The organism is Methylobacterium sp. Gmos3 (genome assembly GCF_056430985.1).
In genome coordinates, this window is record NZ_JBWJYL010000011.1 from 82,413 (window position 1) to 99,039 (window position 16,627).

The 16,627-nt window shown below is 70.1% G+C and carries 13 protein-coding genes; 5 read left to right on the plus strand and 8 right to left on the minus strand.

Annotated features, from left to right (window positions below; translation table 11 throughout):
- The 6 genes from ACS5Q7_RS21740 to ACS5Q7_RS21765 form a co-directional block, all read right to left on the minus strand.
- Window positions 1-1,059, minus strand: coding sequence for a phosphotransferase family protein (locus ACS5Q7_RS21740; protein WP_478341349.1), 1,059 nt, complete (start codon window positions 1,057-1,059; stop codon window positions 1-3).
- On the minus strand, window positions 1,056-2,285 hold the full coding sequence (locus ACS5Q7_RS21745; RefSeq protein WP_478341350.1) for an acyl-CoA dehydrogenase family protein: 1,230 nt from the start codon (window positions 2,283-2,285) through the stop codon (window positions 1,056-1,058). Before ACS5Q7_RS21745 ends, ACS5Q7_RS21740 begins: the two co-directional genes overlap by 4 nt.
- A 216-nt stretch (window positions 2,286-2,501) precedes the next feature.
- The gene (locus ACS5Q7_RS21750; RefSeq protein ID WP_478341351.1) at window positions 2,502-4,004 is read right to left on the minus strand and encodes an ATP-binding cassette domain-containing protein; all 1,503 of its coding nucleotides are present in this window, start codon (window positions 4,002-4,004) and stop codon (window positions 2,502-2,504) included.
- Window positions 4,001-4,918: a branched-chain amino acid ABC transporter permease gene (locus ACS5Q7_RS21755; RefSeq protein ID WP_478341352.1), complete on the minus strand. Its 918-nt coding sequence runs from the start codon at window positions 4,916-4,918 to the stop codon at window positions 4,001-4,003. The genes ACS5Q7_RS21750 and ACS5Q7_RS21755 overlap by 4 nt, the downstream gene beginning before the upstream one ends.
- 157 nt (window positions 4,919-5,075) lie before the next feature.
- Window positions 5,076-5,951, minus strand: a complete 876-nt coding sequence (locus ACS5Q7_RS21760; protein ID WP_243956639.1) for a branched-chain amino acid ABC transporter permease — start codon at window positions 5,949-5,951, stop codon at window positions 5,076-5,078.
- A gap of 13 nt (window positions 5,952-5,964) precedes the next feature.
- Window positions 5,965-7,197 carry an ABC transporter substrate-binding protein gene (locus ACS5Q7_RS21765; protein WP_478341353.1) on the minus strand — a complete coding sequence of 411 codons (1,233 nt, stop codon included), beginning with the start codon at window positions 7,195-7,197 and terminating at the stop codon, window positions 5,965-5,967.
- A gap of 234 nt (window positions 7,198-7,431) precedes the next feature.
- Here ACS5Q7_RS21765 and ACS5Q7_RS21770 point away from each other — a divergent pair, with 234 nt between their 5' ends.
- The 5 genes from ACS5Q7_RS21770 (at window position 7,432) to ACS5Q7_RS21790 (ending at window position 14,076) form a co-directional block, all read left to right on the plus strand.
- On the plus strand, window positions 7,432-9,105 hold the full coding sequence (locus tag ACS5Q7_RS21770; RefSeq protein ID WP_478341354.1) for a thiamine pyrophosphate-binding protein: 1,674 nt from the start codon (window positions 7,432-7,434) through the stop codon (window positions 9,103-9,105).
- Between the two features lie 82 nt (window positions 9,106-9,187).
- Window positions 9,188-9,370, plus strand: coding sequence for a hypothetical protein (locus tag ACS5Q7_RS21775; protein WP_478341355.1), 183 nt, complete (start codon window positions 9,188-9,190; stop codon window positions 9,368-9,370).
- A 58-nt stretch (window positions 9,371-9,428) separates the two neighbouring features.
- Window positions 9,429-10,913: a carbohydrate porin gene (locus tag ACS5Q7_RS21780; RefSeq protein WP_478341356.1), complete on the plus strand. Its 1,485-nt coding sequence runs from the start codon at window positions 9,429-9,431 to the stop codon at window positions 10,911-10,913.
- 33 nt (window positions 10,914-10,946) lie between these two features.
- Window positions 10,947-12,419: a DUF2235 domain-containing protein gene (locus ACS5Q7_RS21785; RefSeq protein WP_478341357.1), complete on the plus strand. Its 1,473-nt coding sequence runs from the start codon at window positions 10,947-10,949 to the stop codon at window positions 12,417-12,419.
- 355 nt (window positions 12,420-12,774) lie between these two features.
- Window positions 12,775-14,076, plus strand: coding sequence for an ammonium transporter (locus ACS5Q7_RS21790; protein ID WP_478341358.1), 1,302 nt, complete (start codon window positions 12,775-12,777; stop codon window positions 14,074-14,076).
- A 179-nt stretch (window positions 14,077-14,255) separates the two neighbouring features.
- Here ACS5Q7_RS21790 and ACS5Q7_RS21795 read toward each other — a convergent pair whose 3' ends face one another.
- Together ACS5Q7_RS21795 and ACS5Q7_RS21800 are read right to left on the minus strand one after the other, a co-directional pair.
- Window positions 14,256-15,548: a TolC family protein gene (locus tag ACS5Q7_RS21795; RefSeq protein WP_478341359.1), complete on the minus strand. Its 1,293-nt coding sequence runs from the start codon at window positions 15,546-15,548 to the stop codon at window positions 14,256-14,258.
- A gap of 227 nt (window positions 15,549-15,775) precedes the next feature.
- Window positions 15,776-16,567: an alpha/beta hydrolase gene (locus tag ACS5Q7_RS21800; RefSeq protein ID WP_478341360.1), complete on the minus strand. Its 792-nt coding sequence runs from the start codon at window positions 16,565-16,567 to the stop codon at window positions 15,776-15,778.
- Window positions 16,568-16,627: the final 60 nt, after the last annotated feature.

The window sequence follows — 16,627 nt, forward strand, 5'->3', positions numbered from 1 at the left end:
TCACGCCCCCGCCCGCTCGGCGAAGGCCCACGCGGCGGCGGCGAGCGTCGGCACCCGCGCGGCCATGGCGGCGGCGTGCTCGCTCGCGGCGTTGCCGGCCCGGGCGCGGGCCGCCACGCCCTGCAGGATGCCCACGAGCCGGAACAGGTTGTAGGCGAAGTACCAGTCGAGGGCGGGCATGTCGGCCCGGCCCGCCGCCCGGCAATAGATCGCCACCGCCTCGGCCCGGTCGGGGATGCCCAGCGCCTTCAGGTCGAGCCCGCCGAGCGGGCTGCGGCCGTCGGCGGGGAGTTCCCACTGCATCAGCAGGTAGCTGAAGTCGGCGAGCGGGTCGCCGAGCGTCGAGAGTTCCCAGTCGAGGACGGCGGCCACCGTGCCGTCCGGGCGATAGACGAGGTTGTCGAGGCGATAGTCGCCGTGGACGATGGACGTGCCCGCCTGCTCCGGCACGGTACGGGGCAGCCACGCGATCAGCCGTTCGACATCCGTGAGCCGCCCGTCCTCGGCGGCGCGGTACTGCTTCGTCCAGCGGTCCACCTGCCGGGCGAAGTAGTTGCCGGCCTTGCCGTAATCCGAGAGCCCGGCCGAATCCGGGTCGATGGCGTGAAGCCGGGCAAGCGTCCCGATCATCGCCGCGTAATGCCGGTGTCGGGCGTGTGGGTCGAGGCCGGGCAGCGCCCCGTCCCAATGCACCGCGCCCGCCACCGCTTCCATCACGTAGAAGGCCGCGCCGATGAGGCCCGCGTCCTCGCACAGGGCGAAGGGGCGGGGCACGGGGAAATCCTCCGCGTAGAGGGCGCCGATCACCCGGAACTCGCGTTCCACCGCGTGGGCCGAGGGCAGCAGCGTCCCGAAGGGCTTTCGACGCAGCACGTAGGCCGCGCCCGGCGTCTCCAATCGGTAGGTCGGGTTCGATTGGCCGCCCCGGAACTGCATCACGGTCAGCGGGCCGGCGAAGCCCTTCACATGCTCGGCCATCCATCCGGCGAGGCGGGCCTCGTCGATCCGGTGGCGGGGCTCGACCGGCTTCACCCCCGTGAAGTCGAGGGCCGCGCTCACGCCCCCGCCCTCGCATTGGTGTGGCGGGCGAATTCGAGCCGGGCGATGGAGCGGTTATGGACCTCGTCCGGCCCGTCCGCGAGGCGCAGCGTGCGGATATGGGCGTAGGCGTGGGCGAGGCCGAAATCCTCGCTGACGCCCGCCGCGCCGTGGGCCTGGATCGCGTCATCGATGACCTTCAGCGCCATGCGCGGCGCGGCCACCTTGATCATCGCGATTTCGAGCTTGGCGCCCTTGTTGCCGACCTTGTCCATCATGTCCGCCGCCTTAAGGCAGAGGAGGCGGGTCATCTCGATGTCGGTGCGGGCCTCGGCCACCCGCTGCTCCCAGACCGATTGGTCGCTGATCCTTTTGCCGAAGGCGACCCGCGACACGAGCCGCCGAGCCATGGCCTCCAGCGCCGCCTCGGCGACGCCGATGGTGCGCATGCAATGGTGGATGCGCCCCGGCCCGAGGCGCCCCTGCGCCACCTCGAAGCCGCGCCCCTCGCCGAGGATGAGGTTGTTGGCGCTCACTCGCACGCCTTCCAGCACCACCTCGCCGTGGCCCTTGGGCGTGTCCTCGTAGCCGAAGACCGGCAGCAGGCGCGCCACCCGCAGGCCTGGCGTGTCGAGGGGCACGAGGATCTGCGATTGCTGCTGGTGGCGCGGGGCCTCCGGGTCGGTCTTGCCCATCAGGATCGCGATGTGGCAGCGGGGATCGCCGACGCCGGTCGACCACCACTTGCGGCCGTCGATGACGTATTCGTCGCCCTCCCGCCGGATCGACGTGGCGATGTTGGTGGCGTCTGACGACGCGACATCCGGCTCGGTCATCAGGAAGGCCGAGCGGATCTCGCCGGCCATCAGGGGCTTCAGCCAGCGCGCCTTCTGGGCGTCGGTGCCGTAGCGGTGCAGCACCTCCATGTTGCCGGTGTCGGGCGCGGCGCAGTTGAACACCTCGGAGGCGATGCCGATCCGGCCCATCGCCTCGGCGCACAAAGCGTAATCGAGGTTCGTGAGCCCGGCGCCGCGATACTCCGGCGTGTCGTGCTCAGGCGAGGGCGGCAGGAACAGGTTCCACAGGCCCTCGCCGCGGGCCTTGTCCTTCAGCCGCTCCATGGTGGGGGAGGGGCCTGTCGCCCGCTCCACCGCCACGGCGCCCTGGGCCGGCTCGATCTCCCGCGCGATGAAGGCCTGCACGCGGTCGAGCCAGTGGCGCTGGGTGGGCGAGGGGGTGAAATCCAAGGGCTCGTTTCCTCTTCCTGGCGCGGCGTTTTCCCTCCCCCCTCTGCGGGGGAGGGTGGCCCCGGCGTGAGCCGGGGTCGGGAGAGGGGAACCCGGTGTCCGGAGAGGGCGCGACAGCCGTGTGGGCCAGAGCCACGTTCTGCGCCGTCGCTCCCCTCTCCCGACCCCCTGGCGGGGGCCACCCTCCCCCGCAGAGGGGGGAGGGAGGTTCGGCCCTCACAAGTAGGCCGCCCCCATCTCCGTGGCGAACCGGTCCGGCGGGCCTTCCCAGACGATCTTCGCCTGTTCCAGCACGTAGACCCGGTCGGCATGGGGCAGGGCGAAGGTCACGTTCTGCTCGCCGAGGAGCACGGTGATCGGCGTGGTCTGCCGCAGGCGTTCCAGCGCCTTCGACAATTGCTCCAGGATGACGGGCGCGAGGCCCAGCGTCGGCTCGTCGAGGATCAGGAGGCGCGGACGCATCATCAGGGCGCGGGCGATGGTCAGCATCTGCTGCTCGCCGCCGGACAGCGTGCGCGCGCTCTGCCCCTCGCGGGCCTTCAGGATCGGGAACAGGTCGTAGAGCTTCTCCCGCTCCTTGGCGGCGTCGGCCTTCGACAGGTGATGGCCGCCGAGGTCGAGGTTTTCGAGCACGCTGAGGTCGCCGAACAGCTCGCGGGTCTCGGGCACCTGCACGATGCCGGCCCGCGCGATGGCGGCGGGGGTCATGCGGGCGAGGTCCTGTCCGCCGAAGCGGATCGTGCCCGCATGGGGCACGAGGTTGGAGACCGCGTTGAACAGGGTGGTCTTGCCCGCGCCGTTGAGCCCGACCACCGAGACGAACTCGCCCTCATGGACATGGATCGACACGCCGCGCAGGGCCTGCGCCTTGCCGTAGAGCACGTCCACGCCCTCGACGGTGAGGAGTGATTCCGTCTTGAAGGCCGCCTCCGGCCGGGCCGCCGTCTCGATGCTGCCGCCGAGATAGACCCGCCGCACGGTCGGGTCGGCCATCACGGATTCGGCGCTGCCCTCCGCGATGCGCTCGCCGAGATAGAGGGCGAAGACCCGGTCCACGAGGGCGGCGACGCTCTTCACGTTGTGATCGACGAGGAGCACCGCCTTGCCCTCATCGCGAAAGCCCCGGATCAGCGCCGAGAAGGTCGCGACCTCCGGGCCGGTGAGCCCGGCGAAGGGCTCGTCCACCAGCACGACCTTGGGATCGCGGGCGATGGCCTTGGCGAGTTCGAGCCGCCGCAGGTCGGCGAAGGCCAGCGTCCCCGGCCGCCGGTCGATGACGGCGCCGAGGCCGACCCGCTCGGCGATGGCCCGCGCCCTGTCCGTCACGGAGGAATCGGGCGTGAGCCGCAGGAGGCTGTCGGGCAGCAGGGCGAGAACGATGTTCTCCAGCACCGTCTGGCGCATCAGCGGCCTCGCGTGCTGGAAGACGAGGCCGATCCCGGCGCGGGCGACCTTGTGGGCGGGCCAGCCGGCGATCTCGGTGCCGTCGAGGCGGATCGAGCCGGCGCTGGGTTTTTCCAGCCCCATCACCAGCTTCATCACCGTGGACTTGCCCGAGCCGTTCGGGCCGATCAGCCCCAGGATCTCGCCGGGCCGGAGGTCGAGATCGACGTTCTTGGCCGCGACGAGGCCGCCGTAGCGCTTCGTCAGGCCGCGCACGGTCAGGCAGGGCTCGGCCCTGACGGACGCGGCGGCGGGCGGTTTCACGGCCACCGTCATGACGCCCTCCGCAGGGATGCGAGGCCGAGCAGCCCGGTCGGTACGAACAGGATCACCGCCAGCGCCGCCGCCGAGACGACGAAGGTCGAGAGCGAACCCAGCGGGCGCAGCAATTCGCCCGCCGCGATCAGGAACACCGCGCCGAGCGCCCCACCGACGATGGTGCGCCGTCCGCCGAGCACGGCGGCGATGATGATCTGCACGCCGACCGCCGTGTCAATCAGCGTGCCGACCGAGGCGGTGCCCATGTAGAAGACGAGGAGCCCACCCGCGAGGCCGGAGAAGGCGGCACTGACGGCAAACGCCGCGATCTTGTGCTTGGCGACGTTGAAGCCGAGCGCCCCGGCCACCACCGGATCCTGCCCCGCCGCCTGAAGGATCAGTCCGGCGGGCGAGCGGGCGATGGCGGTGAGGATCAGGCCCGAGACGGCCATGAAGCCCAGCGCGATCCAGTAATTCGTGTCGGCGTCGATGGAGATGACGTCGGGCACGGTGAGGCCGATCTCGCCCCCCGTCAGGTCGGAGAAGACCACGATCAGGTTCTGCAGAAGCAGCACGGCGACCAACGTCACGAGGCCGAAATACGGCCCGCTGAGCTTCAGCGCCGGCACCGCCAGGGCGAGGCCGCCGATCACGGCGAGCGCCGTGCCCGCGAGCAGGCAGAGGGGGATGTCGAGCCCGTAGCGGTTGTTGAGGATGCCCGCCCCGTAGGCGCCGAGGCCGATGAGGAAGGTGGGTCCGAAGTTCACCTCGCCCGCGAAGCCGAAGAGCAGGTCCCAGGCCATGGAGAACACGGCGAAGTAATAGGCCACCGTCAGCAGCCCGAGGATGTAGCCGGAGACGCCGAGCGGCAACAAAGCCGCGACGACGAGCAGGGGGAGGATGAGCAGGAGCCCGCGCAAGGGGAAGGTCATGCGGTGAACGGCCTCCGCGAAGACGTGCCTACGCCACCGCCGTCATTGCGAACGGAGTGAAGCAATCCAGGGATGCGGGACCTCTGCGAGCGTGGCGCTGCCCTGGATTGCTTCGCTGCGCTCGCAAAGACGGAGGAGTAGCAAGATCGGCCCATAATCACCGCCTCCCCAAAAAGCCCTGCGGGCGCAGGTACATGACGGCCACGAGGAGCAGGAGCGCCGGGATCACCCGGTAGGCGGGCGAGACGAGGTAGGCGGTGGCGGTTTCGAGGTAGCCCACCACGTAGGCCGCGATCAGCGAGCCGGTGACGCTGCCGAGCCCGCCCAGCACCACGATGGAGAAGGCGCTCGCGGTCAGCGGCCCGACCGAATAGGACGACACGCCGAGGAACATGCCCAGCAGCACCCCGGCGATCCCCGCCAGCAGCCCGTAGATCGCCCAGACGGCGATGTAGATGCGGCCCATGTCGTGGCCGAGCAGCGTCACCCCGCGCGGGTTCATGGAGGCCGCGAGCAGCACCTTGCCGGCCCTCGCCTTGTTCACGAAGGCCCAGAGCAGGGCGATCACCACCCAGCAGACGAGGGCCGTGAACCACTCGTTGCGGGGCGTCCGCACGCCCGCGAACTCCACCACGCCCTCGATCAGCGGCAGCACGGTCTTGGGGTTGTCGGTGTAGAAATAGGCGACGAGCTGCTGGATCATGATCCCCCAGAGCAGCGTGCCGGTGAGGATGAAGATCTCCTTCTCGGCGCGGGGGATCGCCTTGCTCCGCTCGATGGGCGCGACCACCGCGAAATAGGTGACGAGCGCCCCGAGCAAGCCGCAGACCACGCCGATGGCGGCGCCGGCATAGGAGCCGAAGCCGTATTGCGCGGACGCCGCCCAGGCGGCCACCGCCGCCGTGACCATGAGCGCCCCGTGGGAGAGGTTCAGCACCCCCGAGACGCCGAAGATGAGGGTGAAGCCCATCGCGCCGAGCGCGTAGAGCGCCGAGATCGCGAAGCCGTCGACGAGGATCTGGAGGCCGATCATCGGTGCGGCCCCGCTACTGGACCGCCGGCTTGACGGCGGGCGGCAGGACGATCTTGCCCGTGGCGACGTTCGCCGGCCAGATCGCCACCTGCTTGCCCGATTGCCACTGCCCGAGGACGCTGGTCATCAGGCCCGGCCCGTACTGGATCGAGTGGGTGAAGGTCTCGTCCTTGCCGTAGAAGGTGATGCGGCCGACCGTGCCGGTATAATCCGTCTTCTCCAGGGCCTCGATCAGCTTGTCGGTCTCCGTGGAGCCCGCCCGCTTGACCGCTTCCGCCGTGTAGTAGGTGGCGTCGTAGGCCATGTAGCCCGCGTAGGAGGGCGCGCCGCCGAACCGCTTGGTGAAGGTCTGCGTGAACGGGATCGTCTTCTCCGTCAGGGCCACGTCGGGCAGGGCCACGCTGTCGAACAGCACGCCCTGCGTGCCGCCGTTGGTGTTGGCCCAGAAGGTCGAGGAGGTGGCCTGCCCGCTGATGCCCGTCATGGCGATCGGCACCTGCTGGTTCTGCCATTGCACCGTGGGCTGCACGCCGACATGGGCGATGCCGGTGACGATGAGATCGGGCTTGGCCGCCTCGATCTTGTTGTAGATCGGGGTGAAATCGCCGGTATCCGGCGAGAAGCGGACATGCTCCACCACCTTCAGCCCGGCCTTCGGCAGGCATTCCTGGTAGGCGGCGTCGAGCGGCCGGGTCCAGGCCGCGTCCTCGCTCATGATCGCCGCCGATTTCGCCTTCAGGAGCCCCACCAGGGTCTCCTTCGCGGAATCGCACACCGCCTGCGCCAGGGCGTGCGAGGTCAGGTAGCCGTGGAAGGTGTACTTGTTGCGCGCGTAGTCCTTGTGGACGTTCACGCTGATCTCGTTCGAGGCCGCGCCCGGCGTGATCAGGGGGGTCTTCAGCCGCGCCGCCCAGGGCATCAGCGCCAGCACGACTTCCGAGATGTAGCTCGCGATGACGACCTGGACCTTGTCCTCGCTCACCGCCCGCTGGAAGGCGCGCACCGCGTCGGCCGCCGAGCTCTTGTCGTCATAGGTGACGACCTGGATCATCCGGCCGTCGACGCCGCCCTTGGCGTTGATCTCGTCGGCGGCCAGTTGCACCGCCTGCGGGATCGAGGCGCCCGCCACCGATTGCGCCTCGGCGATGACGCCGATCTTGATCGGGTCCGCCGCCTGCGCGGACGCATTGAGAACGAGCGTCGCCGTCACCGCAGCGGACAGAATCCGCCCGACCTTGTCGAACATGGCGCTTCCCCTGAACTACGTCGTCATTCTTTATTTTGGCGATCTGTGTGAAACCCTCCGTTGTGGGATGCAAGAGCCTGATCGCGTTTTCGATGACGTTTCCCGGTCGGTCATTCCGTCACGCTTTCTCTTCGCAACTGCGAGACAATACCGCTCTCGCGAAGTCGCGCCGCCCGCATTGCTTTGCCGCACGGGCGGTGGCAGCGAGGGATCGAGACAGGTTGAGAGGGATCCATGACGGCCCATCGTCCCCGCACCGGTGCCCGCATCCTCGTGGACCAGCTCGTCGCCCAGGGGGTCGAGCGGCTGACCTGCGTGCCGGGTGAGAGCTACCTCGCGGTGCTCGACGCTCTGCACGATGCCGCCGTCGACGTGATGGTCTGCCGGCAGGAGGGTGGCGCGGCGATCATGGCCGAGGCCGCCGGCAAGCTCACCGGGCGGCCGGGCATCTGCTTCGTCACCCGCGGACCCGGCGCCACCAACGCGGCGGCGGGCGTGCATATCGCCCGCCAAGATTCGACGCCGATGATCCTGTTCGTCGGCCAGATCGCCCGGTCGATGCGCGGGCGCGAGGCGTTCCAGGAGGTGGATTACCGCCGCACCTTCGGCGACCTCGCCAAATGGGCGGTGGAGATCGACGAGGCCGCGCGCATCCCGGAGATCGTCGCCCGCGCCTTCCGTGTGGCGATGCAGGGTCGGCCCGGCCCCGTCGTCGTCGCCTTGCCGGAGGACATGCTGGACGAGGTAGCCGAGGTCGGCGACGCCCCCCGCGTCGAGCCCGCCGCGCCGGCGCCGTCCCCCGCCGACATGGAACGGCTCGCCGCCCTTCTGGCAGAGGCCCGCGCGCCGCTGGTGCTGGTCGGCGGCTCCCGCTGGACGGCCGCCGATAGTGCGGCGCTCGCGGCCTTCGCTGAGCGGTTCGACCTGCCGGTCGCCAACTCCTTCCGCCGCGCCGGCCTGTTCCCGGCGGATCACCCGAACTACGCGGGCGAACTCGGCATCGGCCCGAACCCCGCACTTCTGGAGCGCATCCGGCGATCCGACCTGCTCCTGATGGTCGGCGGGCGGCTCTCCGAGATGCCCGCGCAGGGCTACACATTGCTCGGCATCCCCGAGCCCGGCGTGCCCCTCGTCCATGTCCATCCCGATGCGGAGGAGTTGGGGCGGGTCTACCAGCCGGCTCTCTCCATCCAGTCGGCCCCCGGCCCGTTCTGCGCGGCGCTCGCCGGTCTCGACGCGCCGGAGGGCCGCGGCGGGCGGGCGGCGCAGGCCCATGCGGCCTATCGCGCGTGGTCCGAGACGCCCGCGCCCCAGCCCGGCGTTTTCCAGTACGGCGAGGCGATCCTGTGGCTGCGCGGGCGCCTGCCGCCCGAGGCGATCATCTGCAACGGCGCGGGCAACTTCGCGACCTGGGTCCACCGCTACCACCGCTTCCGCGCCTTTGGGACCCAGCTCGCCCCGACCTCCGGCTCGATGGGCTACGGCCTGCCCGCAGCCGTGATGGCCAAGCGCATGAACCCGGAGCGGATCGTCGTGGCCTTCGCGGGCGACGGCGACGTGATGATGTGCGTGCAGGAATTCGCCACCGCCGTGCAATACGGCGCGGCCATCGTGGTCGTGGTGCTCGACAACGGCATGTACGGCACGATCCGCATGCACCAGGAGCGCGAATATCCCGGCCGCGTCTCGGCGACGAGCCTCAGGAACCCCGATTTCCGCGCCCTGGCGATGGCCTTCGGCGGGCACGGCGAGCGAGTCGAGCGCACCGAGGATTTCGCCCCCGCCTTCGAGCGCGCCCTCGCCTCCGGCCTGCCCGCGATGCTCCATTGCCTCGTGGATCCGCAGGCCCTCACCCCGACCCGGACCCTCGATGCCATCCGTGACGAGGCCCTCTCGCGCGGGCGCTGATGCAACCGCAGATACGCTCTGAAAGAGAGGATTAACTTTCGGTCGATTAACTCAGGGCGCCAGGCCGCCGGGAGGGAGTTTCGTGCAAGCCGAAAAGCCCTCTCCGAAGGCGCTGTCCCGCAGCCTGACCCTGCCGGAGATGATCCTCCTCGTGCTGGCGGTCTCGGTCTGCATCTATCCGGCCTTCGCCCCGTTCAATGCGTCGCGTCCCGCGCGGGGCGCGTCGAACGCGTCGGCCGTGCAAGCTGTGGTACAGGCGCGATAGGCAAGATTCCCGTCGCGCGCTAAGGATCTCCCGTTTCGGAACGGGCGAGGGTGTCGTCATGCCCAACCGGCGCGTCGCACGCGCACATGGTGGGGTCTCCCTCGTCGGCGGCGCCTTCGGGCTCTGTCTCGCCGCTGCCGCACCGCAGGCGGAAGAGAGTCGCCCCGTCTTCGAGGGGGCCGGCGGCGACCCGCGCATCTCCGTGTCGCAACCCGAGACGACGAGCCAAGCCTCCGGCGGCTACATCCGCTCCATCGAGCCCTCCCTGGGGCCGCTCGGGGATCCGTTCGGCCTGCGCCCGGTGCTGAAGCAAAGGGGCATCGAGTACAGCGTGACCTACGTCGCCGATGTCCTCGGCAATCCGGTCGGCGGCGTGCGCCGGGGGGCGGCGGTGGAGGACCGGCTGAACCTGCGGCTCAACCTCGACCTGGAGCGGCTGGCGGGCTGGGAGGGGGCCACCATCCACGCCAACGCCTATTTCATCCACGGCACCGGCCTGTCGCGGTATTATGTCGGCAACCTGCTGCCGGTCAGCGTGATCGAGGCGCTGCCGTCGAGCCGCCTCTACGTGCTGTGGTTCGATCAGCAATTGTTCGACAACACCCTCGGCCTGCGCATCGGCCAGCAGGCCGCCGACACCGAGTTCTTCGTCAGCCAGACCGCGACGCTGTTCGTGAACTCGACCTTCGGCTGGCCCGCCATCACCGGTCTCGACCTGCCGAGCGGCGGCCCCGCCTATCCCCTGGCGACCCCGGCGATCCGGGCGAAATACGTGCCGGGCAACGGCTTCTCCCTGCAGGTCGGCCTCTATGACGGCGATCCCGCCGGGGCCAACCGCCCCGGCGACGATCCCGAGGCCCAGCGCCTCAACCGCACCGGGACGAACTTTCGCCTGGGCGATCCCGCCCTGGTCGTGGCGGAGGCGACCTACGCCTACAACACCGAGGCCGGCTCGCGGGACCTGCCGGGGGACATCACCCTCGGCGGCTGGCAGCATTTCGGGCGGTTCGATTCCCTGCGGACGGACATCACCGGGCTCTCGCTCGCCGATCCCAACGCCACCGGCATCGGGCGGCAATTGCGCGGCAACGCGGGGATCTACGCGATCTACGACCAGACCCTCTACCGGGAAGCCGGCAAGGACGACGAGGGCCTCGGCTTCTTCGTGCGCGCCGCCTACTCCCCCACCCCGTCGAGCCTCGTGAGCGCGTATCTCGACGCCGGCCTCGCCTACAAGGGGCTGATCCCCGGCCGCGACGACGACACCGTCGGCCTCAGCGTCGCCTATGCCCGCCTCAGCGACGACGCCCGCCGCGCCGATAATGACATGATCCGCTTCACCGGGCAGGCGATGCCGCGCCGCCGCGCGGAGAGCATCGTTGAGGCGACCTATCAGGCGGTGGTGGTCCCCGGCTTCACCCTCCAGCCCGACGCGCAGCTCGTGCTCCATCCCGGCGGCGGCATCGCCAACCCCCGCGACGCCACGGGCGGGCGGGTGAAGAACGCCGTGGTGCTGGGGATGCGCGCGACGGTGCAATACTGACCGCCGCGACTCAGTCGAGTCGGGGAGGGGATCGTGGCGAAGAACATCGTCGTATTCTCCGACGGGACCGGGCAGGGCGGCGGACTGCTCCCGGATGAGACCCGGAGCAACGTCTACAAGCTGTTCCGGGCGGCGCGGGTCGGCCCGGAGATGGGGATCGACCCGGCCCGGCAGGTCGCCTTCTACGATCCCGGCCTCGGCTCGCAGGCGGCGAGCCTCGGCATCAAGCTCGCGTGGTGGCGGCGGATCTACTCCATCCTCAGCCAGGCGACCGGGCTTGGCATCACCCGCAACATCATGGACTGCTACGCGGCGATCCTGCGCGTCTGGGAGCCGGGGGACCGGATCTACCTGATCGGGTTCAGCCGGGGCGCCTACACGGTGCGCTGCGTCGCGGGGGTGCTGAAGCTCTGCGGCATCCCGACCCGGAGCGCCGATGGCGGCCTGCTGAAGCGCGATCCCGCCTCGGCCGAGGCCCTGGCCAGGGAGGCGGTGAAAGACGTCTACCAGTTCGGCTCCGCGCTGAAGGGCGACCGGTTGCGGCCGGTGCGCCTCGATCTCGCCCGCCGGTTCCGGGAACGCTACGCCTCGGCCGCGCCGGGCGACCTCGAACGGTCGAACGCCTACCCGTACTTCATCGGGGTGTGGGACACGGTGGCGGCGCTCGGCCTCAATACGAAGCGCACCCTGCGGCTCGGCCTCGTCCTCGCGGTGGTGGTGGCTCTCATCGCCTTCGTCGGCAACCTGCTCCGCGCGCTCGCCGTGCCGGAGGACCGGTTCACGGCCGAATCCTACTGGCGGGCATGCCTGTTCGTCCTCCTGGCGGGCGCCGCCGTGGCGGCGGTGGCGTGGTTCCGCACCTACGTGAAGTGGACGACGAAGACGGCGCGGCCCTGGTGGGAGACCCTGCACGTCACCGGCTGGCAGATGCAGTTCTACGACACCGCGCTCGATACCCATGTCCAGCACGCCCGCCACGCCCTCGCGATCGACGAGAACCGCAAGGATTTCGACCGGGTGCCCTGGACGGTGAACGCCGACCTCGCCGCCGTCGAGCGGAAGGACGGCCGGATCTGGCTGGCGCAACTCTGGTTCGCGGGGGTCCATTCCGACGTGGGCGGCGGCTACGGCGAGACCGAGGCGCGCCTGTCGGACATCGCCCTGCGGTGGATGGTGGACGAAGCCGCCGACCTGCCGGAGCCGCTGCTGGTTGACCGTTCCGTGCTGAGCCTCTGGCCGGCGGCGGCCGGGATGCAGCACGACGAGCGCAAGGCGACGGTCGCGGGCTGGCCGCGCTGGTTCGTCTGGCTGCACACCCGCGTCTGGGCGCGCGAGACCCTCGGCTGGCCACCCTGGGTGCGTCACATCCCGCATGACGCCCCGCTGCACCCCTCCGTCCTCGAACGCCTCGCGCTGCCGGCGCCCGGCGTGCAGCAATACGACGTGACGAAGCCGTACCGGCCGGACGCCCTGCGCGGGCACGAGGCGACGCGCGCCTATTTCTAGAGCAGCGACCGATCACGGTGAGGCGGCTCCAACCCTCTCACCTCATCCTGAGGTGCCCGCGTCAGCGGGCCTCGAAGGAGGGCTCCAGCCTGCCGCGCGATCCCTGGAGCCCTCCTTCGAGGCGGCTTCGCCGCACCTCAGGATGAGGCCTTCGAGGCCGCCGCTTTGCGACGGCACCTCAGGATGAGGGGACGATCTGGAGAAGGCTGGCTGAACCAACATGATCGGATGCCGCCCTAGGCACCGGCGGCACGCGATTGTGTTGAGCGGCGCGCTCCTGCGGGCATCGGCGCGCTTGCCTCATCGCTAGGCAACCTGCTTGAGAGCGCGGCAGTCCAGTCGAAGGTTGCCCCGCATGTTGCCGTTGCCCGCGCGTATCCTGTCCGGCGTCACGCTCCTCGCTTTGTCCGCCTCCCCCGCGCTCGCCGCCACCGCCGCCGCGCCGGAGGCCGGCAGCACGGCCTGGATCCTCACGGCCTCGGCGCTCGTGCTGTTCATGACGCTGCCGGGCCTCGCCCTGTTTTACGGAGGGCTGGTCCACGCGCGGAACGTGCTGTCGGTGCTGATGCAGTGCTTCGCGATCTGCTGCATCGTCTCGGTGCTGTGGGCGGTCTGCGGCTACAGCCTCGTCTTCGACGGCGAGGGCGCGCTCCTCGGCGGCCTGCACAAGGCCTTCCTCGCCCATCTCGATCCGGTGCGGTCGGCGACGGTGCTGCCGGAATCGGTGTTCGCCCTCTATCAGATGACCTTCGCAATCATCACGCCCGCGCTGATCGTCGGCGCGATCCCCGAGCGGGTGGCCTTTCCCTTCGTCGCCCTGTTCTCGGCCCTGTGGCTGCTCTTCGTCTACGTGCCGGTGGCGCACTGGATCTGGGGCGGCGGCTGGCTCGCCGGGCTCGGGACCCTCGATTTCGCGGGCGGCATCGTGGTGCACACCACGGCGGGCGTTTCGGCGCTGCTGCTCGCCCTGATGGTGGGCCGCCGCAGGGGCTTCCCGACGACGCTCACCCCGCCGCACAGCCCCGGCATGACGATGATGGGCGCAGGGATGCTCTGGGTCGGCTGGTTCGGCTTCAACGGCGGCAGCGCGCTGGCGGCGGATGCGAGCGCGGGCAACGCCATCCTCGTCACCCATCTCTCGGCCTCGGCGGGCGCCCTGGCCTGGACGGCGGCCGAATGGGTGAAGATCCGCAAGCCCACCTCCATCGGCATCGTCACCGGCTGCGTGGCGGGGCTCGCGACGATCACTCCAGCGGCGGGCTACGTCTCGCCGGCGGCGGCCCTGCCGATCGGCCTCGCGGGCGGGCTGGTCTGCTTTTTCGTGACCCTGTTCGTGAAGCACCGCCTCGTCATTGACGATTCCCTCGATGTCTTCGCCGTGCACGGGGTCGGCGGCATCCTCGGCTCGCTGCTGCTGCCGGTCTTCCTCCCCGCCGGTCTCGGCGGCATCGGCCTCGCGGAGGGGCGCACGGTGTTCGGCCAGTTCGCGGTGCAGGCGCTGGCGGTGGCGGTGGTGGCCCTGTGGTCGGGCGTCCTCACCTACGGGCTCGGGCGGGCGGTCGGCCTCGCGACCCCGCTGCGCGTCGATCAGGAGGCCGAGCACGATGGGCTCGACCTCGCGAGCCACGGCGAGCGGGCCTACGAGTTCACCACCTAAGAGCCCGGCCGAAAACGTCGCGACGGCGCCTCACACCTCACCGTCTTTGCGAGCGTGAGCGAAGCAATCCAGGGGCGGGAGGGCCGCTTACGACCGTGGCGCGTCCCTAGATTGCTTCGTTCCTCGCAATGACGGAGGCGGACGCGACCTTTCCGGCCAGACGCTGAGGGGAGGGGCGCTCAGACGCGCAGGCGGTTCATCGCCGCCGCCAGCGCGTAGGTCGCCCGGTCGCGGGAATATTCGAGGTTGATCTTGGCGACCCGCGCCTCGGCGAGCTCGCTCACCGTGTTGAGCACGTCGACGAGGGTCATCGTGCCGAGCCGCAATTCCATCTGCCGGCCCTGGATGGCGCGGACGAGCTTCTGCACGCGCTCGTTCGCCTGCGCCACCTGCCGCAGCGAGGAGCGGCGCTGCGTGAAGGCGACCGTGGCCTCGGCCACCACCCGGCGCTCGAGGTCGAGGGTCTGGTAATTCTTCTGCCGGGCCAGGGCCTGGTCGCGAGCGAGGTCGCCGAATTCGCCGGGCTGGTAGATCGGCACCACCGCCTGCAGCATCGTTGTCGTGTCCGTCGTCTTGTAGGGCGTGTTCGAGACCCAGCCGCGGCGGGTGTGGTTGAACTGAAGGTTCAGCTGCGGCGAGAACCGGGCATAGGCCGCCTTGGCGTTGTAATCCGCGGCCTCGGCATCGAGGCGCGCGGCGATGAGCTTCGGGCTTTCGCCGAGGAGGGCGGCGCGCAACTCGTCGAGGGATTTGGGCAGGAGGCCGTTCGGCACGTCCGGCAATCCGCTCGGGTTGGCGGCGGGGCCGGCGAGACGCTCCAGCTCGGCCTCGGAGGCCAGCAGGTTGGCCTTGGCCTGTTCGAGCGCGGCCTCGGCGGCGATCACCCGCGACTGCGCGAGCGCCACTTCCGCGTTGGTGGCGTCGTAGGTCTCCCGCCGCGCCGCGACGCTGCGGGCAACCTTCGCCACGTCCGCGATGGCCGCCTCGCGCAGGCGCACCACCATCCGGTCGCGCAGCACCGCGAGGTAGGCGCTCGCGGTCTCCAGCAGGATCTGCTGTGTCTTCTCGGCCTGGAGGCCGCGCCCGGCGGCGGCGGCGCTGCGGGCGGCCTGCACGTCGTTGTAGCGCTTGAACCCGTCGAAGATCGGCAGCGTCAGCTGGAACCCGTCGCTATGCGGGGCGCGCCGGGCCACGGTATCGGAGCCGGTGGGGTTCGAGGGATCGGTGTAGATGTCGGGCGTGTAGGTGATCTTGCTGTCGAGCCGGTGGTTCAGGGCGTAGCCCACGCTCGGCAGGAACGCCTCGTAGCTGCTCACCACGCGCGCCTCGACGGCGGCCTGCCTCTCGTCGTCGGCCTTCTTGTCGAAGCTGGAGCGCAGCGCCCAATGCATCGTCTCGTTGAGGGTTTGGGCGATGGCCCCACCGGTCTCCGGCCCCGCGACGCCGACGAGAAGGGCCGCCAGCGAGAGCATTGCCAGGGATGGTCCTGGCCGCAAACCGGGGCGCTCCGGCTTCATGGAGGCTATCCTGCTATTCTCGACTCAACGCTGTTAAGGTTATCAATGCTCGCCCTGGGTTAAGCCGGTGTGAACCGCATAAATTAGCGGTTGTGCCTAGATGTGCAGATCCGGGGCGGCCGTCATGCGCCGAACATTGCCGGCGGCCGGAGCGGGGCGGCACGATCACTGCCGAAAATCGTTCACGGCAGGTGGCTGAGCCAGTCCGCGAGGCTATGCACCGCATCGGGATCGGAGAGGATCAGGTGCGGCCCGTCCTCGACGCGGACGAAGGTGACGTTCGTCCCGGCCCCGGCGATCAGCGCCTCGGCATGGCGGATCGGGATGACGGGATCGTCCGTGCCGTGGAGCACGAGGATCGGCACGGCGATGCGCCGGATCTCGGCTTCGACGTCGAAGGGGTCGCGCAGGACCCAGCGCACCGGGAACAGCCAGAACCGTTCCGCCGCGATGGCCCGCACCGAATCGTAGGCGGCCGCGAGAACCACCCCACCCACGGGATGCCGGGCAGCGAGCTTCAGGGCTACTCCCGATCCGAGGGATTCGCCGAGCACCACGATGTCGGCGGGGGCGTAGCCCTTGGCGAGGGCGTCGCGATAGGCCGCTTCGGCATCGCGCAGCAGCCCGTCCTCGTTCGGGCTTCCCTCGGAGCCGCCGAAACCGCGGTAATCGATGGCGAGGACCCGGCCGAACCGCGCCAACTGCTCCACCCGCTCGGTCCGCCGCACCAGCGAGCCGCCTGTGCCGTGGAAATAGAGGATCAGCCGCCGACCCTTGCCGTGCGCGTCCCAGGCCACGAGGCGGACGCCGTCCTCGGCGGTGATCCGCTCCACCGTGACGCCGCGCAGGCCCAAGGTCTCAGGCGGGAGGTCGAGATCCTCCGCCCGGTACAGCATCGCGCGCTGGACGAAGACCAACCCCGCCGTTGCCGCGAGGTAGAGGACGGCGAGGAAGGAGACGAGGGCAACCATCATGACGAGGGGGCGCCTCAAGGGGACGCCCCCGCATGGGAGGAAGGGATCGTCGCGAGGTTA